We start from the raw sequence: 19,999 nt of genomic DNA on the forward strand, positions 1-19,999 counted from the left end.
TGCCGGCTCGTGGCCGTATGGAAGAACGGGGGGTTTAAAGTAAGTAACATGGTTTCAAATTCGTCAATAAGGTATATCTTGCATAGTACAGATATTTCGGTACGGCAGTCGCAGACAGGGCCACAAGTTGTCGAACATCCCGAGAATACCCATTCACACCAAAAAAGTCGCGGAACTGTTCGATCGCGTCCTGCCCGACAAGATCGATTGGGAATCCTTCTATTCCCAAGGCAAGCGTAATCCTCCGTTTCTTACGGATTCACCGGACGAGAATCTGGTCGGGTATTTCGAACACGGCCATCTCAAACCCGACCGTGTTATTGATTTGGGTTGCGGGACAGGCCGTAACGCCGTATTCCTGGCGAAATCGGGGTGCCATGTTGACGCCATCGACCTGTCGGAAACAGCTATAGAGAAAGCACGGTTACTTGCACGTCGGTCGGAGGCTAAAGTTCATTTCATTGTCGGGTCGATTTTCGACCTGGCCTTACCCGGCGGCCAATACGACCTGGCCTACGACGCAGGCCTTCTTCATCACCTGCAGCCTCATCAAAGGCCATACTATCTCGAAAAGGTACATGCAATTCTCAAGCCGAACGGGCTGTTCGGGATGACCTGCTTCGACCTGACCGGCGGCGTACCCAAAGAAGACTGGGAGATCTACGAGGAAGGCAATATGCCACCGGGAATCGGTTACACCGAAGATCGACTGCGAGATATCCTGCAACATTACTTTGAGATTATTGAGTTTCGATCCATGCAGACACAACCTGAGGATAGCTGCCTCTTTGGTATCTCCGGTCTATGGGCAGTACTGATGAAGCCATTGCATTCTCGTCAAGTTAGCCAAGAGTAAACCCGACATGGTCGACAGATTCAAGACGATCACAGACGTTCATGTTTTTCTCAAAAACGACAATGACGATATCTTAATGCTCAGACGGGCCAATACTGGATACGAAGACGGATACTACAGTGTGATCGCAGGACATCTCGACGGTCACGAAGAAGTGATGGAGGCTGCAATCCGGGAGGCTAAGGAGGAGACCGGTATCGAGATTCGGTATATGGATATCAAGGTAGTGGGGGTAATGCACAGGAAACAAGACGACGAAAGGATTTCCTTTTTTCTTTCTGCTTCGAGATGGTCCGGAGATATCATCAACATGGAGCCTGAAAGGTGTGATGACTTGTCATGGTTTCCAATTTGTGATTTGCCTGTAAACACCATTCCCTATGTACGTAGAGCGATCGAGAACTGGGTAAATGGCCTGTTCTTTGACAGCTACGGTTGGCGATAGTGCGTCAACTGTGAACTGTGCCATTTGCTGCCTCTTCTGACTACGGAAACTTTAGAAAAGAAGTTCAGATCGGTTGAGATCCCATGCTCCATAACTACCTCACCATCGCCCTGCGCAACCTCCTCAGGTACCCCTCCTACACGCTCATCAACATCGTGGGGCTCGCGATCGGGCTGGCGGCCTGCATGCTGATCCTGCTCTACGTCTGGGACGAGTTGAGCTATGATCGATATCATCCCCATGCCGACCGGGTCTACCGGGTCGTCGATGACATTGAAAGCGCCGGTCAGACCGTCCGGACGGCGGGTTCGCCCTCGGGTTGGGGACCTGCCTTGAAACGTGATTTCCCTGAAATCGAGCTGTTCGCCCGGGTGAGGGGCACGACATCGGCCTGGTTCATCATGCATGAGGAAAAGCGATTCTACGAGCAGAAGGTCATCTGGGCCGACGCGGCCCTGCTTGACATGTTCTCCATACCCTTTGTCACCGGCGATCCCCGGACCGCGCTGACCGAACCGTATTCGATCGTGATCTCGGAGGAAATGGCCTTCAAGTACTTCGGCGACGAAGATCCCATGGGGAAAGTCCTCAGGGGGGATAACCAGTGGGATTTCACGGTGTCCGGCGTCATGCGGAACATACCCGCCAATTCGCATCTGCGCCCGGATATGATCATATCCCTCTTGACACGAAACGCCCTGTATCCGAACAGCCTCGATGAGTGGGAGATGCACGAGAATCAATATACCTACATCATGCTGCATGAAAACGCCTCTCCGGATGACCTGGAAGCGCAACTGCCCGCCTTTCTGGAACGGAACAAATCAGGCAGGTTCAGTGAATCGACCAAGGTATTGAGACCTTCGTTGCAGCCCCTGCTGGACATTCACCTGCATTCGCACCGGGACAGCGAACTCGAGCCCAACGGTGATTTCCGCTACGTGGTGCTCTTCCTGATCATCGCGCTGCTGATACCGCTCATCGCGTGCATCAACTTCGTGAACCTGGCCACGGCGCGGTCGGCCATGCGCGCCAGGGAAGTGGGCGTACGCAAGGTGATGGGGGCCAACCGGTACCAGTTGCTGGGGCAGTTCCTGGGAGAAGCCGTCGTTATGACGGGACTCGCCATGATCGTCGCGATCGCACTTGTGTACCTCTGCCTGCCCGGCGTGAACGCGCTGGCCGGAAAGCAACTGGACTTCGCGCTGACGAACGGATTGGTGCTGGGGGCGCTCGTGGCGGGTACCCTCGTGATCGCAGTAGCAGCCGGCAGCTATCCCGCGGTCTACCTCTCGGGCTTCCTGCCCACCGAAGTTTTGAAAGGAAGTTTGAAGTCTGGAACGCATGGGATGGGACTTCGGCAGGTCCTGGTGGTAATCCAATTCGTCATGTCCATCTTTCTGCTGGTCAGCACCGCCGTCATCTACGACCAGCTCGCGTACATACAGGACATGAGACTCGGTTTCAACAAAGAGCACGTGATGGTCGTGAAAATCACGGGACAGGAGCAACGGGAAAACATCCTGGTACTGAAACAGCGCCTGGCGCAGATGCCCGGCGTGGTCGGAATGGCGACGACCGATGGGGTACCCGGCGTGAAGGCACCGAGGATTATGGCCGTTCGTTCCGATGAGATGAGCCCCGAGGACAACCTGATCGTGTCCGTGCTCACGTCGGACGACCGGTTCCTGGACGTCATGGAAATTGATCTCGTGGCGGGCCGAAACTTTCCGGTCGAATGGAGCAGGGATTCGACCATGGTACTCCTGCTCAACGAGACCGCGGCATTTAAACTGGGCTGGAAAGCGCCTCCCGACGCGATCGGCATGCCGGTCGAATGGATCGAGTACGGTGGATTGCGGGGACGCGTTCTGGGGGTCGTGGAGGATTTCCACCTCCAATCGATTCGCGAGGAAATCGAGCCGATCGTTTTCACGCACCATGCCCTCTACTTCACCGACGTGCTTATCCGGATCAGGCCGGAGGACGTAACGGACATCATCTCCCGGATCCGGGAAGTGTGGCGGGAGGTCGATCCCCTCTATCCCCTGGCATTCACGTTCCTCGACGACGATTTAGACAGCCTCTACCGCGCCGAAAACCAACTGGGTACGGTCTTCGCGGTCTTCGCCTTTCTCGCGATCTTCGTCGCGTGCCTGGGTCTTCTCGGGCTGGCTTCTTTCTCAATCCAGCAGAGAACCCGTGAGATCGGGATCCGAAAGGTGCTCGGAGCCACCGTTTCAGATATCGTGCTGCTGCTCTCCAGGGACTTCATGAAGTATGTCCTGCTCGCCAATGTCATCGCCTGGCCGCTTGCGTATTTCGTTATGGCGCGTTGGCTGCAGAACTACGCCTATTCAGCGGGAATCAGCTTCGCGTGGTTCATCGCGGGAGGCGTCGTCGCACTCGTTATCGCCTGGTTGACGATCGGTGCGCATGCGCTGGCTGCGGCGGGCAGGAACCCGGTGAACGCGCTGAAGCAGAACTGATGAGATTGAGTTGGAAGGAAATCCGGATTCCCACGGAGTTGCAGTACCATGGATGATCTTTCCGACATACGCGCATTCTACAACGAAGGCTGGGAAAGGGAGGCCGGCCGGTTGGTGCACCGGCAGCTGGAGGCCGAAGTTACTTGGCGCTACCTTGACCGGTATTTGCCCGACCAGGGCGAAATCCTCGATGTGGGTTTCGGCACCGGTGCGTACACCTTTCCGCTGGCTCGGTGCGGATTCCAGATCACTGCCGTGGATCTTTCCGATGAATTTACCACTCGATGCAAAGCCAGGGCGGATGAACTCGGTCTTGCTGACCGGATCGATTTCATGACGGGGGACGCCCGCACGCTGGAGCAAGTCCCCCGCGGTGCTTTCGAGGCAGTCCTCCTTCTGGGTCCTATGTACCATCTGGTGATTGAAGAGGACAGAACGGCAGCGCTGCGTTCGGCGTATGATTGTCTGAAACCGGGTGGAGTCGTCCTGTCCGCCTGGCTTTCCAGGTTCGGAAATTTCGGCAACCTGATCAAGAAGAACCCTTCGTGGATCGAGAACCGCGACGAGGTGCGTTGGTTGATCGAAAAAGGCCGTCGGCCGGATGATGCGCCCAGAGGCGGCTTCCGGGGACACTTTTCCCGTTTGGAGGAGATCGCGCCCATACACGAAAAGGTGGGTTTCCACACGTTGCAGATCGCCGGGGTAGAGCCGGCCATTTCCGCGGACGACGAAAGTTACAACAGGTTGGAGGGTGATGTGCGGGAGCGCTGGCTGAATCTCCTTTTCGAAATCAGTTCGGAGCCCAGCATCGTGGCCGCCTCGAGACACATCCTCTACGTGGGCCGGAGGAATTCGACATGAATGGACCCGCATACGGACGTACGGCGACCAACACTGTGCTGAATGCCGCCGGCAAGTACCATCATTGGAAGGGCAAGGGAGGCTTGTCGATTAAATCATTCTCCAACGGCTCGGCGAAGTATGAAATCGGCAACCATGCGATCGAAGTCGACGATAAATCGTACCTGGTGCTGAATCACGGACAGGAATACGCTGTATCGATCGACTCGCCTTCGAAAGTCGAAGCATTCTGTATCTTCTTCAGGGATGGATTTGCTGAGGAGGTCTGTGCATCCGTAAACTCGAAGGCTGTTACGTTGCTCGATGATCCTGAAAGACGCTCGCGCCGGCTGGAATTCTTCCAGACTGCCCGTCCACAAGACCGCGTTCTGACGCCGGCCTTGAGCCGGTTCAGATCAGCATATTTGCTGAGACGCGAAGAACCCGGGTGGGTCGAGGAGCAGATGCACGCGGTGATGGTTGGACTGCTGAGCGCACATCAGCAGATATTAAAGGAAGTTGCGTCCGTCAAGGCCGTTCGTGCGGTGACGCGAACCGAGATTTACCGACGCATCCACACGGCCCGAGATTACATGTGTTCCTCCCTCTCGGATCCCGTTTCCCTCGATTCGATGGCAGCGGTGGCGTGTCTCTCCCCGAATCACTTCCTGCGCAGGTTTCGCGAGATTGTCGGCAGAACCCCACACCAGTATCTCGTTATGAAGCGACTGGAGCGAGCCGCCAGGCTACTGGAGACGACAGACCGAAGCGTGACTGAGATAGCCTACGAAGTGGGATTCGCAAGTCCGGGTTCGTTCAGCTGGCTATTTCGCCGTCGACACGGAATCTCGCCGAGACAATACCGCAGGTCAAAAAAGTGATTTCGAAGAAGTTTGCGGCAGAGGATTTCTGTATTTTAGGTTTGACATTTACGACTATCGAATCCTAACCACAGGAGGTCCAACATGTCGCAACATAACGAATTCGGCCTTTCGGCCATCGGTCAGGTTTCCGTCACGGTGCAGGATCTCGACCGAGCCGTTGCCTTCTATCGCGATCAATTGGGCATGCCGTTCCTGTTCCAGGTGCCGAACATGGCGTTCTTCGACTGCGCGGGCGTACGTCTCATGTTGAATATCCCGGAGGAGGGGTTTGAAGATATCCACACTTCAATACTGTATTACAAAGTCGACGATATCCAGGACGCCTACCGTATTATGAAGGACAGGGACGTACGGTTCGTTGGACGGCCACACAAGATCGCCGATCTTCAGGACCACGAACTATGGATGGCGTTCTTCCGGGACAGCGAGGCGAACATCCTGGCGCTCATGGCCGAGATCCCCCACCAGGAATAGCTTCAGGAATAGACCCGCTCCAGGTTACGTTCCGAGTTCTGGAGGGACTGATACAGTGCCCACAGTTCCTCCTTGATGGCCTCTCTGATCTCGTCCGTCACTTTATCTTGCTTCGCTGCGCTGTCCGGCACAAACGGCACGGTCTCCCCATCGCTCTTCGAGTAGAATCCGAACTGCTCGATCATACTGTCGTATTCCTCCCCGGTCACCTCGATTCCGAAGAAGCGAAGGATCCGGGGGAGGTTTTCCGGCCTCAACTGTGTATAGTCCACGAACAGGCAGTGATCGCAGGTGTTTTCAACGGCGATCCGAAGCGTGGAGGATTCAACCTGCACACTGAAGGCCAGATCGCTCATCCGTTTGATGGCTTCAATCGGAAGAGCGGCTTCGAAAGCGCCTTCGGCGGTATTCTTGTTGCGGATGAACCACGCGGGTCCGTCGAGCGAGGTCGGGATGATCTCGTAGGGATTTCGATAGAGGAACAACCAGGGTACGCCGGGATAGAGCCCTCGGATCATATCCAACCGCTTAACGTGATTGCTGGAGAACTTAACGAAGAATCGTTCGTGTACAGGCAGCCGCCTGTGTCCATATATGTTGAGCAAGGACTGGAAATAAGATGCGCGTTTTTCTCTGAATATCTCGTCGTATTCGACACCTAACAATTGCTGTACAGGTTCCGCTTCCTTGATGACTATGTGCCTGTCCAGGTTCGACAACACCTTGGCAAGCAAGGTCGAACCGCATCGCCCGACGTGGAAGATGAACCCGGAAGGCAAAAGTGTGTCATCGTAAAGATCAGGTGTCTCAAGCACGGCGAGGTCGGTTACCACGGACAATGCGTCGGCATGCTGCGACAGTCGTTCTTCCGCGGAGATCTCGAGAAAGGTCTCGCGCAGATGCATGTCCCCAAAGTCTAGCCACGAGATCTCGCGGGTGTCGCTGTGCAATTCGAGCGGTAATAGACCACGCCGGCTATTGAGCAGGGCCTTGACTTCCTCGATTGGTCTGTTTCTGAAATCCTGTCTCGGCATTCAAGCTTCCTACTCAACAGCGCCCGTATGCAGTTGCCCATTCGACAGGCCAACGTTGCAACCGTCGCGCGAAGTACAGTTCCAGGCCGTCCTCTTCATCAATATGATAACCTGTTTCTCGAAACCCCATCGACCGGGCCAATTTCAAGGATGGGGTGTTACCCGGGTCAATCGACAGGACAAAACAACGCTGATCATTTTCTTCATACGCCCATTTCATCAGCCTAAGTGCCGCTTCCCTGGCTATGCCCTGTCGGCGGAAGGATTCACCAACTTCATAGCCGAGTTCTACACCATCCGCCGCTACATTTCGCAGCTCCTCGGGACCCGGCTCGGAATGGAAGCCGATTCGTCCGCACATCGTCTGTGACTGCTTTAAGACAATGGCCCGCAACAACCAGGGCTGTGCTTCCGGACGAGCATGTAGTTGTCTCAGTCGCGTGCGTAAAGTGCGAACGGTGATCACGAAATCTTCCGGTATCGTAAAGCCGCCAATCTTCTCTGCCAACTCCCGATTCCGGGCAAGTAGCGCTTCCAGCAGTTCCGGGCACATCGATACCAGTTCCAGACGACTCGTGCTAATACGGTTTATACCGAGCCTCGTTCTGGTTGTGAGACAGCATCATCAAGAAACGGTGGTGGACTTTGCTTAGGTGTGCCAAGTGTCCCAGCCTCCTGTTCCCTGCTGATCCACTCTTTGTAGGCCTGGTCTCTTTCTCGCCGACCCTCCTCGCGGCCTTCTTCACGACCCTGCTCCCTGTGTCGTTGCTTTATTGATTCGTAGAGCCATCCCATGAAGTCAACTCCTTCAATAATAGTAAACGTCGTGAATATCGATGATACACCTATCTTGATAATGTAGTCCAATACAAGCTCGATTGAAAGAGCGTAAACCCCGAATTTCCAGATAATAACATGGCCTGCTGCCGTGAGTGCCAGATAGACGACGGTAAACCACCATCGAGTGTTTTCGGGAACTCCCCAGACTGGGACGCGATTTCGATTGCGGTATTCGTCCAATGAGATTCTCGCGCTAATTGGTTCGCTCCCCGTATGGCGTACGAATCACCCCTAAAATCTGCTTTCCGAACGTATTTTAATGTATCACCCTGGTCGAATAAATGCATGATGCCGCATTTTCCGAACGCATACATGCTTCGAAGCGGCTTAAAGATGAGAGTCGGATTCTTGGTGTTGAATCTAGTGATATTCACGCACTCGCTCCGTTATTTACTGCTCCGATTACGCGCTCAGTCCACAGGCCGCGTCCGTCAGGCTGTCGTAGTGATGCACGTACTTGACTCCGTCGATCACCAGCCGGTCGGTATGCGGCAGATCCTCTTCCCAGGTCATTTCGACGCCCCAGGAGTGGGGCGGCTTCTCCCGCTTTCCCCAGAGATTCCCGTTGTAGCGGCGGAACAAAATCGTGCGGCCCGCGCGGGTGACGTACGCCATGACCAGTACTGCTCGCTCGGACGCATCTTCGTCGATGTCGAACACGCGCATGCATTCGAATGTCCGATCGCCGATATGCACCGTATAGCGGCCGTGCGAGAACACCTGAGGCGCATCCGGGATTTTCGTCAACGTACCATCGGTTTGCTCCAAAAGGAAGCCCTTGTTTTCGATATGACGAGTCGACATACCCCAATCCCACCCAAAGTCCTCATCTAGACAAGTCAACAGTTCCCTGGTGCCATCGTATTTCATGCTCTCGACGGCCAGCCAATGTACTTCCGTCTCCGTCAGACTGCCCCAGAACCGGGTATGGCGGGTTATCTTGTCCGGATCATGGTTGAGCGGGAGAAGCCCTTCCCGGTCCTTATGGCGATGTTCCTCGATCTCGATCTCGACGCACTCCCGTCCGTGTATAATCGCGTGTCGGCGGGCGGCCGCGGTTTTGTCCTCGGTCAACTTCCAGGCCGTTCCATCCCGCGTTGGTTCGTAGTCGGCCCAACGGACCTGCTCGCCGATTTCGGGAACGATGAACCACCAGGCAAGCTCCCGGAAATCGATGGTGAATGGGTCACCTGTACTTTTCTCGATGGATATGTGGGGCCGAAGTTCCGGAAAACCCTTCTTCCCTGATCTGATTTCTGCGCTCATGGCCGTACTCCTTCTGTTCATGGTGACGCCCAGTTCGCTCCGAACCATGTCCCTGCCGTGGGACAACCGCCGCTTGATGGTTCCCGATGGACAGCGATGCCGGGCCGCGATTTCCGCTATGCTCAACCCATCCAGGTAGAACGACCTGAGTGCCGCCCGCTCCTTATCGGGTACGTGATCGAAAGCACCGATCACGTCCTCCGCTGCCCGACGTTGGCGTGCCGTCGGCACGCCGTAGCGGTCTATCATGGTTGCGAGTTCCTCTGAGTCTACGAATCGCTCCCTGCGTTGCACAGAGCGCAGGTAGTCGGCGCAACGGTTTCGCGCGACCTGGTAGAGCCAGGCCCGAACATGCCGGGGAGCCCTGTCACGCAGCCCCGACCAGGCGTGAACGAGCGTCTCCTGCAGCACGTCTTCGACCGCGTCCACGGCACCGATTCGATCCCGGATCAATGCAGCCAGCGAACGCTCGTAGCGGCGGATCAGCGTCACGAAGGCCTGGTCGTCGCCGGACCGAATCTGTTGGACCAGCCTTTGATCATCGAGGAACCCCATTAGATCGCTCTCCCTTCATCTAACAGGGCGAAGTTCGAGGGGGAAAGGTTCACGAGGCGAAATCGACCGCCGATTCGTTGTGTACTGTGGTGGTTCGAGCGCACTCATCCTGATCTGGACTCCGGCCAGTCCGCACCCGCTCCCGGCCCAATAACGTGCCAGTGCATATGTGAAGTGACGCCCGGCGCTGCCGCATTAGCCCGTACATAAAAACCTTCGCCATCCAGCAGGCCGGACGAAGTCGCCGTTTGCTGGACAGCCTGGACCATCGAAGAAAGCAGGTCTCCATCCAATGCTGCCTCATCCATAAGCCCGGTTACGTGGGCTTTTGGTATCACAACGACATGGACATCGGCCACGGGATTCAGATGATGAAACGCCAGGACCAACTCGTCTTCATAAACACGTTCCACATCGAGCTTACCTGAAAGTACATCTTCGCAGTACCAGTCACGCCGTGCCACTCTAGCACACTCCTTCCGGTTTCCTGTCGGATGGACACTCGGTCTCCTGGTCAACTTGATTAAATGGCATAGACGATCTAAGGGTAAGTGTGTAATTTACACTCGAATACAGTCACAAATCAGGGTTAATTTCAATTGACCCGGCAGCAAAAAAAGCGATCACATGTGTGTGCGAATCGAACTGAAGGGTCCCCGAATCGAACCCCTTGAGACGAAACACCATGCCGGGATTCTTGCCGTCGTAGAGAACCTTCCCGAATGGTTTGACGAAACCGCCAGAACCAGGTCTGTCCCCACTGATATTCGACATCAGATGGGGTTTGTGGCCATCAGGGAACAAAGGGTGGTCGGGTTTATTACCCTGTACGTCGCAGAGGGACCGATGCACATCGGCTGGCTTGCAGTCGACAGGCAGTTGCACGGGCGCGGTATTGGCAGCCGTCTCCTGGAAGCGGCCGAAGCAAAAGCTCGGGAACTGCGAATAGACGTGCTGGCGACGTACACGCTGGGCGATAGTGTCGCGTACCAACCCTACGAATTGACCAGGCGATTCTACCGGAAACACGGATTCAAGGTGTACAAGCGATCCAGGACGGACAACCCCGGATGCCCCGAAGAGATCTGGATTTCGAAGCAGGTCAAACCATGACCGGAGTTCAAGGTGGACCGTAACGTAATCCGATACTACGAAGAGATTGAGCACGAATCTGACCGGCTCGAGAAGGGAACCGCCCGGTTGGAAGGCGAGAGGACCCGGGAAATCCTTCGGGAAAATCTTCCCGCACCGCCGGCCCGCATTCTTGATGCAGGCGGAGGGCCGGGCGCCTATGCCTTCTGGCTTGCCGAGCAGTCCTACGAAGTCCATCTGCTGGACTTTGTCCCGCGCCACATCGAGCAGGCGAAGGAACGGAACAAAGACGGTATCCTGAAGAGCGTAGCGGTTGGAGACGCAAGAAACCTGGACTTCGAGACGGATTCCATGGACGCGGTCCTTCTGATGGGTCCTCTATATCACCTTCCAGCTCGGTCGGACCGGATCGGCGCGCTTGAGGAATCCCTTCGCGTGTTGAAACAGGGAGGTGTCCTAATCTGTGCAGCCATCTCCCGGTTCGCTTCGTTCATGGACGGCATCAAGCAGGGGTATCTCTTCAATCCCGAGTTCGCCAAAGTCGTCCTGAAGGATCTGAACGAGGGTCGACACGAAAACCCGGAAATGGATCCCCGATACTTCACCACGGCCTGCTTCCATCGGACTGAGGACCTCGAAGAAGAGATCACGGACGCAGGTTTCGACCTGGAAAGGACAATCGGGTTGGAAGGCCCGGCGTGGCTGCTTGGCAATTTCGACGAGCTTTGGGCGGACGAGGCAAAGCGTAAGGATCTGCTCACTTTCCTTAAGTTGGTCGAGACGGAATCCTCACTCATCGGCGTGAGCGCGCACATCCTCTCCGTCGCGAAGGCGCCCTGACGAGTGCCGGTAAATGTGAATCGTTGCGACGAAGCGTTCCAGCGGGTCATCCCGGGCTACCTTCGTCTATAAGTTTGGTCCAAATGCAGAGGCCATATAATGCCGATCTCAGCCATATCCTTCGACGGCGACATGACCCTGTGGGACTTTCAAAAGGTCATGCGTCATTCATTGAAGAAAGCCCTGGCGGAACTGCGCCGGCTGGTTCCGACGCAAGACGCCGCGGTCCTCACGGTGGAAGAGATGATCGCGATCCGCAACAAGATCGAGGAGGACGAGCAGGGGCGAACCTGGAACCACGAGGAACTCAGACTCCTCGCCTTCGAGCGGACGCTCGAAAGCATAGGCTCTCCGGACCGCGATCTCGCCGTCCATCTGAATGAACTCTACCTGAAACATCGCTTCGAAGACATCGAGCTGTATCCGGACGTAATACCGGCCCTCGATCGGCTTGCGCCGCACTTCAAACTAGGCCTGCTGTCCAACGGGAACAGTTACCCCGAGCGATGCGGGCTCAAGGGGCGTTTTGCTTTCGTGGTCTTTTCGCAGGATGTGCAGGTTCGAAAGCCCGATCGGAGGATCTTTGAGATCGCCGCACGGGAAGCGGGCTGTTCACTGGACGAGCTTCTACACGTGGGGGATTCGTTCGAGAACGACGTAATGGGTGCCCATGGAGCCGGAGCGAAAACGGTCTGGCTGAATCGTGAAGGAATGGAAAGTGACGCCGAGGTCAAGCCCGACGTTGAATTCACCTCTCTGGCCGACCTGCCCGGGGTTTTAGGTCTAGGGCAAAATGGAAACTGAGGCAGATTCCGCCATCTGGCTAGAACCCGTAGCTGAGACCCAGTTTCAGGACCGGATACACGGATGCGACGCCGGGGATGTCTTGGTTGGCCGATTCGGCCTCCGCATCCAGGTCCATTCTGAACTGCGGGTCCGAGGATACGGGACCGGTAGCCTCGAGGCTGAACTCCGGCGTCCCGTGGTAGGCTAGCCCGACATCCAGTGCAAAGCCGAAACCGGACACGATGGCGTTTCCCCATCCGAAGCCCGCGTAGGGAGCAAGGCTGGAGGTCCCGAGCGATCCGCGGATCGTGCCCACCTGGGCCGGCGTGTATACGTTGTTCCCAAGCTCCAAATCTTCCGTCGGAGCACCCTCGAGTCCAAGGGACCCCCCGAAGTAGAGCACGCCCGCACTCAGCCGGAAGCCGCTTTCGTTCGGGTACAGATCGACCACGGCCGTCACGGTAGCAGCGGGAAGTTCCACATCCAAATCCACCTCCTCCACGGAGACTTCGAAGCTGACCGGCTGAATATCGATCCCTCCCCGGAAGTTGATCCGGCTTGCGAGTGGCGTAGCGACCTGCGCCCCGATCCCGAGCGTGCCCACGTGGACGGATCCCGTAACCCCTTGTGCAAGGGCGGGGGATGTCTCCAGACCCAGCAGTTGGACGACAATGAAACCGAATCTCAGGCTTCGCATCGTATTTTCCCGTAAATTTCACTTTATATTGAAATAAAAATGGACTTGCGCTGTCCCTCAACTCAACCTCTCACCCACCTCAACCCCGCCCCGGCACGGCGATACCGTACCGCTGCAGCGTGGTCTCGAGCGTCGGGCGGCCCAGGCGGATCCGGCCGTCGTTCAACAGGTAGGAGAACAGGTAGCCGGCGCCGAGCATGAGGATCCCGATGAGGAAGCAGTACATGACCGCGCGGTCGGGATAGACGTCCTTGAGGTACCCCACGTACAGCGGCCCGAAGATCCCCGCGGCCGCCCACGCGGTGAGCACCGCGCCGTAGATGGTGGACATCTTCTTCGTGCCGAACACGTCGAGGACGAAGGAAGGCATGGTGGCGAAGCCGCCGCCGAAGCAGAGCAGCACGTAGCAGACCAGGGCGGAGAAAACCCAGGGGTTGGTCTCCGTCATGAGTATGCCGAAGACCACCATCTGGCTGCCGAGCAGCACCCTGAAGACCGTAACGCGTCCGAACTTGTCGGACAGCAGTCCCCAGAAGAGCCTCCCGAGGCCGTTGCAGATCGAACTCACCGCGATGAGCGTGGCACCGTACTCGGCCAGCGTGGTCGGTTCGATGGAATCATCCGCCAGGCCCCATATCTCCTGGAGAATCTCCGATTGAAAGCTGACGACTGAAATCCCCGCCGCGATGTTGAAGAAGAAGACGATCCACATGAAGACGAACTGCGTGGTGCCCAGGTAGGTCCGGGCGTACTTCGGTTCGTCTGCCTCGTCGGGATTGGCCGTGGCCGTGGTCGAAGGACCCGTGGCATCCGGCGGAGGATCGGACAGGGCCAGGCTGCAGGGGATGAGAATCAGGGCGAAGATGATACCGAGCCAGATGAAGACTTCCGGCAAGGCGCCCGCGGTCCGCACGATGAGGAAGGGCGCCAGGCCCTTGCTGAGCAGAAAAGCCCCGACCCCGAACCCCATGACCACGATCCCGGTAGCCAGTCCCTTGCGGTCCGGGAACCACTTGGCGACGGTAGCGACCGGCGTGACGTAACCCAGGCCGATGCCCGCTCCGCCGATCACCCCGTAACCGAGATAGAACAGCGGGATAGAATCGAGCTGCAGCGCAAGGCCCGAGACCAGGTACCCGCACGCAAACATGAAACTGCCGATCAGCGCGAGTTTGCGCGGCCCCATCTTCGGCAGCATGTTTCCGGCCCACGCCGCTGACACGCCGAGGGTGAAAATCGCGATGCTGAAGGCCCAGGCCGTCTCGGTGTGCGTCCAGCCGATCTGGCGCACCAGTATGGTCTGGAAGAAGCTCCAGGCGTAGACCGTTCCAAAGCAGATCTGAAGCGCCGTGCAGAAGAGCGCGATGGCGCTTCGGGGAATGCGCATCGCCTATCCTCCTCTTACCGGGCGTTTCCCGGTGGCGCGCTGGGCGCACCGGATCCGGTCGCACCGGAACCGGGCGGTTGATCAGAGATGTGGCGGAAGAGGCGGGCCAGGTCGCCTACTTCGTCATCGCGTCCGAGGAGGTCGTCGGCCGTGGATTCCGTTTCCTTGTCGCCCGCGATGTTGACGGCGTACGCGAGCAATTCTGCGAGGGGCTTGGCGGCGAGATTGACCAGCCAGATCGACGCGAGGACGCCCACGACCAGGAAAATGCAGATGAGAATGACCTGCTGGCCGATGGCGCGTTGGATCTTAAGGGCTACCTCGTCCTGGTCCATGCCGACGTGCACTGTGCCCGCGACGCCCGCCAGGATGGGGCTGCCGACCTCCAGGAAATCGCCCAGGCCTGGGATGCTTCGCTCTACGGGCTCCAAATTTGCGTGATCGCTCGCGAGTATCTGCTCAGGTATGCCCGGTACGAAGGTATGGGCGAGATACTCGCCGTCCTCGCTGGTGATGTAAATGTACCGGATGCCCTGGATCTCGACGAACTGATCGATCATCGACTGCAGCGTGGCCAGGTTCCGATTGAGCAGGATGTCGACGCTGGAGTCGGCGATGCTCTTGGCGATATTCTGGCTGTTGGTCTCGTACTCCGTCCTCAACTGAGTATCTACAGTGTATATACACAGGGCGGACGTGCAGAGGACGATGACGCCGAAGAGCAGGAAGATCCCGAAACGGGTGCGCTGGAAGAGCTTCTGTACTTTCATGCTAGGATAGCCAGCCTTGCCAGTCTTCCAGGGTCACGAACCGGCCCTCCTGGACGATGGTATAGTAGACGGTCTGCAGCCCCTGCCGGCGGTCCGGTCCGAAGGAGACCCGCTCGCCGATCCCGAGATCGTAGTTGTCGACCGAGAACACCGCTTCCTCCAGCCCGTCGCGGTCGGGACTTCCTCCCAGGCGCCGCAGGATCTCGGTCATCAGCTTGGCGTCCAGAAAACCCTCGAGGCTCACGAAACTCTGTGGAAAGGGGCTGTAAGACTCCTGAACGAGTTCTTCCGGAACCGCCGGATCGTAGCGTTCCATCAGTTCGCGGTACTCCCGCACCGCCGGAATGGACGTGTCCTCGTAGCTCGGAACCACCTGGGAGTTGACGAGATAACGGGAGTAGGTCTCCACGTCCTCCCCAAGGTCGCTGAGCAACTGGAGCATGTTTTCGCTGCCCACGAACGAAAGGTTGGCAATGGGTACGCGAAGATCGCGGTCGACCGCGTCGCGGGCAAAGGCCGCACAGGCCGCGTACGACCCGATGCAGATGACGGCATCCGGGGAATTGGACTTGAGGATCTCCACCTGCTCCCGCATGCTGCCGGTGAAACGCGAGCCCCGGCGGTAGGTCGCCTCGCCCGCGAGCCGCTCGCCGTGCCGGTCCAGCGCCGCCCTCACCCCGGCCCATCCGCTTCTTCCATAGGCGTCGGCCTGGTAGAAAACGCCGATTTTCCTCTTGCCCGCGGCGAGGAAGTTGTTGACGAGCCCGGCCGTCTCCTGCCGGTAGGACGCCCGAAGGTTGAAGGCGAAATCACCGTACGGCGGCTCCCGCTGGGGCTGGGCGCCGGTGAAGGGGAAGAACAGGTAGACCTGCTCGTCCTGGAACTTCTTGAGCAGAGGCAGCACGCGCGTTACGGTCGGCGTGCCCACGTACCCGAAGAGCAGAAACACATTGTCCTCGAGCATGAGCTTCATGGTGTTCCGGACGCATGGATCCGGCTGGTAACCGTCGTCGTAAAGCTTCAGGGTGATCTTGCGTCCGGCCACGCCGCCGTTGTCGTTTACGTGATTGAAATAGGCCATGGCGCCGCGGTACAGCTCGCTGCCGAGACCCCTGGAAGGACCGGAGAACGCGGCCGACATGCCTAGGATGATCTCATCATCCGTCGCGCCTTCGAACCCGGTTTCCATTTCCTGTGCTGAGACCATGTTCAAACCTCCCAAAATGGAACCGGCGTCCTTCCGGCCAGCCTGGCCTGCCTGGCCCGGCCGGCCCGCCCAGCCCGCGCAGGAAACCGCAAGCAGTCCCGCCAGGCCGCGGCGCAACATGGTCCTCCGCGTTAACAACGGCGCAGGCGACCCGGACCGATCCCCTGATTGACCTTTACCGTCACGCCCACTCATACGCTTCCTCGTCATCAAATGAGCCGTGAAGATACCTGTTCGTGCATCTCACGGCCGTCCGGCAACCGAATCCGGGCCAGGACTTTGACTATACCGGGAATCGCAGTACGAAGTTCTGGTTTAGGAAATGTACTAATTGTTTCCGTCTTGGAAACTGTTGTAATGATTCAAAATGATAAGACCGGGACTACCCCGTTGCAAGGTATTTTTGTGATCCTGAGCAACACCCCAGGGCGCTTTAAACAACGCCCCGGGGCACCCTGGCCACTTCAAACATCGGGTAACGGATTGCCGTCTAACAGACTGCCGTCTAACAGGCTGCCGTCTCCCAGAGACGATCCTACCTCCGCATTAGTCTGGGATCGAACTCGTACTCGCTGTACGGTTCCGGCAGGCCGTTGTTCGCCACCTCTTCCATCACGTCGCAGAAGTAATCCAGTTCGGACAGCGTGGTATACAGATTCGGCGTGATACGAACCCACGTTCGACCGGAGTCCTCCCGGTCGTACCGGCCCCGGGATGTCCGTATGTGATGTTCATCCCAAAGGTAGTCCCGTATACCGGTCGGATCGGCCCCTTCGATCCCGACCCCCGCAATACAGCAACTCATTTCGGGGGCCGTTGACGTATAAAGCCTTATCCCGGGATGCTTCCGAAGCCGTTCCGCCCAGTAATCCTTCAGGTAACGAAGCCGTTCTTCCTTGCGCTTCGGTCCGATGGCGTTGTGAAATGCGACGGCCTCGCCGATGGCGAGGAACGGCGGCTGGGGTTGGGTACCGACGGATTCGTATTTTTGCATGCTCGACAGGGGGTTGTATCTGAGACTCATGGCCGGGCCGTACAGCGGCTCGATCTTCTCGACGTGCTCGCGCTTCATGTACAGCAAGCCGGTCCCTTTCGGCGCGCTGAGCCACTTGTGCAGGCTTGTTCCGTAGTAATCGCAGTCCAGGTCCGAGACCTTGAAGTCCAGATGGGCGACGGCATGGGCGCCGTCCACGACGACTTCGATTCCGTGCCGATGAGCCAGGTCGCAGATTTCCCGGATCGGAAACACCTGGCCGGTGGTGTACGTGATGTGGGACACCAGGATCACGCGGGTCTTCGATGTAATGCCCTCTTCAATGACCTTCACCAACTCATCCATGGATCTTGCGGGAAAGGGTACCGGCACTTCGACCAGCTTGATCCCTTCCTTCTGCTCCCGATTCCGCACGACACGCACCAGGGAAGGATAATCATGGGTCGTAGTGAGGACTTCGTCGCCCGGGTTCAGCGGAATTCCGTACAGGACCGTCTTGAGCGCTTCGGTGGTGTTGCGTACGAAGGCGATTTCATCGGGGCTGCTCCCGACCAGCCGCGCAACGGACTTCTTCACGGTTCCCTCGCGGCGTTCCCTGGCCTTTTCCACGAACACCCCGTACGGGCTCTGTTCCTGTTCCCATATGTATCGAATGAACGCTTCGGTGACGACGCGTGGCGTAGGACAGGCATAGCCGTTATCCATGTTGATCAGGCTGCGGTTCACGGTATACGCCTGCTTCACTTCACGCCAGAGCGCTTCGTCGCGGGCGGCCTCCTGGGGCGTCAGTCCCGAGACTTCATTCACCGCCGCCTCGACACCCCGGAAGGAATCGGGGCCGAGAAACGTCGCCAACCCGGCCGTCACGCCGGCGGTTTTCAGGAAATGACGCCGTTCCATGACATTCTGACGTTTCGTGGGACGGTCGTTTGCATCGTTCTCCGATCTCATGACTAAACTCCTTTTTCGTTGAGATTGCCGGCATCCTCAATCCGGCATCCTGGTTTGCGAGCGGTGCTTATTTCAATAAATGCATCCTTGACTGGGCAATTAACAGTTTTACACTTTGAATACCCAGGACATTCAAGACGTAACGCGGCAACCTGTAGTTTCGATCGGGAGAGTGATCATGGACCCGCGCCTGCGGCAGAGCATGAACGAGTATTACAACGAACGGGCGGCCGAGTTCGACGAAATCTACACGCTGGGCAGGCCGCCCGGTACGGTTACGGATCCGGAGCTGTACAAAGAAGAGGCCCGGTCCCTGGGACATCTCGTTCGGGAACACTGTCGCGGCAGCGTCCTGGATATCCCCTGCGGCACGGGATACTGGCTACAGTTTTACGCTGCCAACTGTTCGGCGATCACGCTCGTGGACCAGTCGGAGAATATGCTCGGGGAGGGAAGGGAGAAGACGCGCGCCCATGGCGTCGAGCCGATCACCAGGTTCGTGAAGACCGACGCCCTCGAGGTGTCGCTGGAAGATCGGTCCTACGATGCCGTACTGGTGGGGTTCTTCCTCAGCCACGTCACGGACAGCCAGATAGACCTGTTTCTCCAAAGGCTGCGAAACGCACTGAAACCCGGCGGACGCGTTGTCATCCTGGACTCCAACTGGACGCGGTTCCGCGGATCCCGTTCCAAGGAAGGCACCACGGTACGCACGCTGAATGACGGGCGGCAATACGAGATCTACAAGCGGTACTTCGAAGGAGCAGATTTCGTACGGATGTCAGATGCCTGCGAAATGGACTTCACCGTGCAATACGAGGGAAAGGTTTACCTCGCCGTTACGGGAACGGTGCGTGAATGAGCGAGAAAACGCGCGACCGGGAACCAGTGCCGGATTCGCACGACCTGGAACCGGAGAACCTGCACCGGGCGACCGTCGAGTACTACAACCTGCGCCAGGTCCACGGCGACATGCCGCACAGGATACCTCGCGGACCCGCGCCTGATCTGCCCGCCGAACAGGCCAAGATGGTCCGGGAATCGCAGGAGGCCATGCGCGGCCGGAGGGTGCTCGAGGTTGCGAGCGGCCCGGGATCGGCGACCCGGGAAATTGCGATGACCGCGGAGTCAGTAACGGGAGTGGAGATCGCTCCCAATATGCTGCGTATCGCCAAGGAAAACGACAACCCGCCCAACGTCAGCTATCTGGCCGGCGACGCCTTCGACCTTGGATCCATCGCGCCGGACAAGCGTTTTGACGGTGGTTTCGCGGCGGGGTTTCTGCACACCTGTCCTTCTTCGAGATACACGGAATTTCTGCATGGCTTCCACGCACGGCTCGAGAAGAATTCTGTCGTGTTCATGCGGTCGTCCAGGCCGACAAGCCCCGATGCGGTAAGCAGGCTCTTCAGGGTCGAGGGCCACGATGACCAGTTCATGACGCGGCAGTTATCCGATGGATCCGAATACATTATGGTGGAAAACGACCCGACCGAAGAAGACCTGCAGCGCATATTCGAGCCCCTGACCACGAATCTGGACATTCACATCGGAAACTACTGGTGGTGGATCCGGTACGAACTGCCCTGAAG

The 19,999-nt window shown here is 57.6% G+C and carries 21 protein-coding genes; 11 read left to right on the forward strand and 10 right to left on the reverse strand.

The features are described from left to right. Nucleotides 1-73: 73 nt before the first annotated feature. From F4Y38_00490 to F4Y38_00515, 6 genes are all read left to right on the forward strand, one after another. Nucleotides 74-856 (forward strand): methyltransferase domain-containing protein, encoded by a 783-nt coding sequence (locus F4Y38_00490; GenBank protein ID MXY47752.1) that lies wholly within the window; start codon nt 74-76, stop codon nt 854-856. A gap of 7 nt (nt 857-863) precedes the next feature. Further along, a complete protein-coding gene (locus F4Y38_00495) occupies nt 864-1,301 on the forward strand; it encodes an NUDIX domain-containing protein (protein ID MXY47753.1) in 438 nt (145 codons plus the stop codon). A gap of 83 nt (nt 1,302-1,384) precedes the next feature. After that, entirely contained in the window at nt 1,385-3,790 is a 2,406-nt protein-coding gene (locus F4Y38_00500; GenBank protein MXY47754.1) for an FtsX-like permease family protein, read from the forward strand. A gap of 48 nt (nt 3,791-3,838) precedes the next feature. Further along, a complete protein-coding gene (locus F4Y38_00505) occupies nt 3,839-4,651 on the forward strand; it encodes a class I SAM-dependent methyltransferase (GenBank protein ID MXY47755.1) in 813 nt (270 codons plus the stop codon). Continuing rightward, nucleotides 4,648-5,511, forward strand: a complete 864-nt coding sequence (locus F4Y38_00510; protein ID MXY47756.1) for a helix-turn-helix transcriptional regulator — start codon at nt 4,648-4,650, stop codon at nt 5,509-5,511. Before F4Y38_00505 ends, F4Y38_00510 begins: the two co-directional genes overlap by 4 nt. An 84-nt stretch (nt 5,512-5,595) precedes the next feature. Further along, a complete protein-coding gene (locus F4Y38_00515) occupies nt 5,596-5,988 on the forward strand; it encodes a VOC family protein (GenBank protein ID MXY47757.1) in 393 nt (130 codons plus the stop codon). 2 nt (nt 5,989-5,990) lie between these two features. On the opposite strand, the gene F4Y38_00520 is transcribed toward F4Y38_00515, so the two are convergent. From F4Y38_00520 to F4Y38_00540, 5 genes are all read right to left on the reverse strand, one after another. After that, on the reverse strand, nt 5,991-7,022 hold the full coding sequence (locus F4Y38_00520) for a hypothetical protein (GenBank protein MXY47758.1): 1,032 nt from the start codon (nt 7,020-7,022) through the stop codon (nt 5,991-5,993). 13 nt (nt 7,023-7,035) lie between these two features. Next, complete coding sequence (locus F4Y38_00525) at nt 7,036-7,575, reverse strand: GNAT family N-acetyltransferase (protein ID MXY47759.1); 540 nt, start codon at nt 7,573-7,575, stop codon at nt 7,036-7,038. A 35-nt stretch (nt 7,576-7,610) separates the two neighbouring features. After that, a complete protein-coding gene (locus F4Y38_00530; GenBank protein MXY47760.1) occupies nt 7,611-8,042 on the reverse strand; it encodes a hypothetical protein in 432 nt (143 codons plus the stop codon). Between the two features lie 222 nt (nt 8,043-8,264). Continuing rightward, nucleotides 8,265-9,683: an RNA polymerase sigma factor gene (locus F4Y38_00535; GenBank protein ID MXY47761.1), complete on the reverse strand. Its 1,419-nt coding sequence runs from the start codon at nt 9,681-9,683 to the stop codon at nt 8,265-8,267. A 104-nt stretch (nt 9,684-9,787) separates the two neighbouring features. Beyond that, nucleotides 9,788-10,243, reverse strand: coding sequence for an HIT domain-containing protein (locus F4Y38_00540; protein MXY47762.1), 456 nt, complete (start codon nt 10,241-10,243; stop codon nt 9,788-9,790). Nucleotides 10,244-10,310: 67 nt separating this feature from the next. On the opposite strand from F4Y38_00540, the gene F4Y38_00545 reads away from it, so the two are divergent. The 3 genes from F4Y38_00545 to F4Y38_00555 all read left to right on the forward strand — a co-directional run bounded on the left by F4Y38_00545 (nt 10,311) and on the right by F4Y38_00555 (nt 12,419). Continuing rightward, nucleotides 10,311-10,796: a GNAT family N-acetyltransferase gene (locus F4Y38_00545; GenBank protein MXY47763.1), complete on the forward strand. Its 486-nt coding sequence runs from the start codon at nt 10,311-10,313 to the stop codon at nt 10,794-10,796. Nucleotides 10,797-10,808: 12 nt separating this feature from the next. Continuing rightward, nucleotides 10,809-11,615: a methyltransferase domain-containing protein gene (locus tag F4Y38_00550; GenBank protein ID MXY47764.1), complete on the forward strand. Its 807-nt coding sequence runs from the start codon at nt 10,809-10,811 to the stop codon at nt 11,613-11,615. Between the two features lie 99 nt (nt 11,616-11,714). Next, complete coding sequence (locus F4Y38_00555; protein ID MXY47765.1) at nt 11,715-12,419, forward strand: HAD family hydrolase; 705 nt, start codon at nt 11,715-11,717, stop codon at nt 12,417-12,419. Between the two features lie 19 nt (nt 12,420-12,438). Here F4Y38_00555 and F4Y38_00560 read toward each other — a convergent pair whose 3' ends face one another. The 5 genes from F4Y38_00560 to F4Y38_00580 form a co-directional block, all read right to left on the reverse strand. After that, complete coding sequence (locus F4Y38_00560) at nt 12,439-13,098, reverse strand: hypothetical protein (protein ID MXY47766.1); 660 nt, start codon at nt 13,096-13,098, stop codon at nt 12,439-12,441. A 79-nt stretch (nt 13,099-13,177) separates the two neighbouring features. Beyond that, nucleotides 13,178-14,485 (reverse strand): OFA family MFS transporter, encoded by a 1,308-nt coding sequence (locus F4Y38_00565; GenBank protein MXY47767.1) that lies wholly within the window; start codon nt 14,483-14,485, stop codon nt 13,178-13,180. Between the two features lie 14 nt (nt 14,486-14,499). Beyond that, the gene (locus F4Y38_00570; GenBank protein ID MXY47768.1) at nt 14,500-15,255 is read right to left on the reverse strand and encodes a HAMP domain-containing protein; all 756 of its coding nucleotides are present in this window, start codon (nt 15,253-15,255) and stop codon (nt 14,500-14,502) included. 1 nt (nt 15,256) lies between these two features. Then, on the reverse strand, nt 15,257-16,444 hold the full coding sequence (locus tag F4Y38_00575) for an ABC transporter substrate-binding protein (GenBank protein ID MXY47769.1): 1,188 nt from the start codon (nt 16,442-16,444) through the stop codon (nt 15,257-15,259). Between the two features lie 553 nt (nt 16,445-16,997). Further along, nucleotides 16,998-18,407, reverse strand: coding sequence for an aminotransferase class V-fold PLP-dependent enzyme (locus tag F4Y38_00580; GenBank protein ID MXY47770.1), 1,410 nt, complete (start codon nt 18,405-18,407; stop codon nt 16,998-17,000). A gap of 178 nt (nt 18,408-18,585) precedes the next feature. Here F4Y38_00580 and F4Y38_00585 point away from each other — a divergent pair, with 178 nt between their 5' ends. Together F4Y38_00585 and F4Y38_00590 are read left to right on the forward strand one after the other, a co-directional pair. Next, nucleotides 18,586-19,269: a class I SAM-dependent methyltransferase gene (locus F4Y38_00585; GenBank protein ID MXY47771.1), complete on the forward strand. Its 684-nt coding sequence runs from the start codon at nt 18,586-18,588 to the stop codon at nt 19,267-19,269. Then, complete coding sequence (locus F4Y38_00590) at nt 19,266-19,997, forward strand: class I SAM-dependent methyltransferase (protein ID MXY47772.1); 732 nt, start codon at nt 19,266-19,268, stop codon at nt 19,995-19,997. The genes F4Y38_00585 and F4Y38_00590 overlap by 4 nt, the downstream gene beginning before the upstream one ends. The last annotated feature ends 2 nt before the right edge of the window (nt 19,998-19,999 follow it).

It is taken from the genome of Gemmatimonadota bacterium, from assembly GCA_009838645.1.
Lineage (GTDB): Bacteria > JAAXHH01 > JAAXHH01 > JAAXHH01 > JAAXHH01 > JAAXHH01.

Coding starts and splice junctions, on each gene's coding strand:
- F4Y38_00500 (MXY47754.1), top strand. CDS start 1,385: ATGCTCCATAACTACCTCACCATCGCCCTGCGCAACCTCCTCAGGTAC.
- F4Y38_00570 (MXY47768.1), bottom strand. CDS start 15,255: ATGAAAGTACAGAAGCTCTTCCAGCGCACCCGTTTCGGGATCTTCCTG.
- F4Y38_00580 (MXY47770.1), bottom strand. CDS start 18,407: ATGAGATCGGAGAACGATGCAAACGACCGTCCCACGAAACGTCAGAAT.
- F4Y38_00525 (MXY47759.1), bottom strand. CDS start 7,575: ATGTGCCCGGAACTGCTGGAAGCGCTACTTGCCCGGAATCGGGAGTTG.
- F4Y38_00590 (MXY47772.1), top strand. CDS start 19,266: ATGAGCGAGAAAACGCGCGACCGGGAACCAGTGCCGGATTCGCACGAC.
- F4Y38_00510 (MXY47756.1), top strand. CDS start 4,648: ATGAATGGACCCGCATACGGACGTACGGCGACCAACACTGTGCTGAAT.
- F4Y38_00520 (MXY47758.1), bottom strand. CDS start 7,022: ATGCCGAGACAGGATTTCAGAAACAGACCAATCGAGGAAGTCAAGGCC.
- F4Y38_00555 (MXY47765.1), top strand. CDS start 11,715: ATGCCGATCTCAGCCATATCCTTCGACGGCGACATGACCCTGTGGGAC.
- F4Y38_00585 (MXY47771.1), top strand. CDS start 18,586: ATGGACCCGCGCCTGCGGCAGAGCATGAACGAGTATTACAACGAACGG.
- F4Y38_00565 (MXY47767.1), bottom strand. CDS start 14,485: ATGCGCATTCCCCGAAGCGCCATCGCGCTCTTCTGCACGGCGCTTCAG.
- F4Y38_00545 (MXY47763.1), top strand. CDS start 10,311: ATGTGTGTGCGAATCGAACTGAAGGGTCCCCGAATCGAACCCCTTGAG.
- F4Y38_00515 (MXY47757.1), top strand. CDS start 5,596: ATGTCGCAACATAACGAATTCGGCCTTTCGGCCATCGGTCAGGTTTCC.
- F4Y38_00495 (MXY47753.1), top strand. CDS start 864: ATGGTCGACAGATTCAAGACGATCACAGACGTTCATGTTTTTCTCAAA.
- F4Y38_00575 (MXY47769.1), bottom strand. CDS start 16,444: ATGGAAACCGGGTTCGAAGGCGCGACGGATGATGAGATCATCCTAGGC.
- F4Y38_00535 (MXY47761.1), bottom strand. CDS start 9,683: ATGGGGTTCCTCGATGATCAAAGGCTGGTCCAACAGATTCGGTCCGGC.
- F4Y38_00560 (MXY47766.1), bottom strand. CDS start 13,098: ATGCGAAGCCTGAGATTCGGTTTCATTGTCGTCCAACTGCTGGGTCTG.
- F4Y38_00505 (MXY47755.1), top strand. CDS start 3,839: ATGGATGATCTTTCCGACATACGCGCATTCTACAACGAAGGCTGGGAA.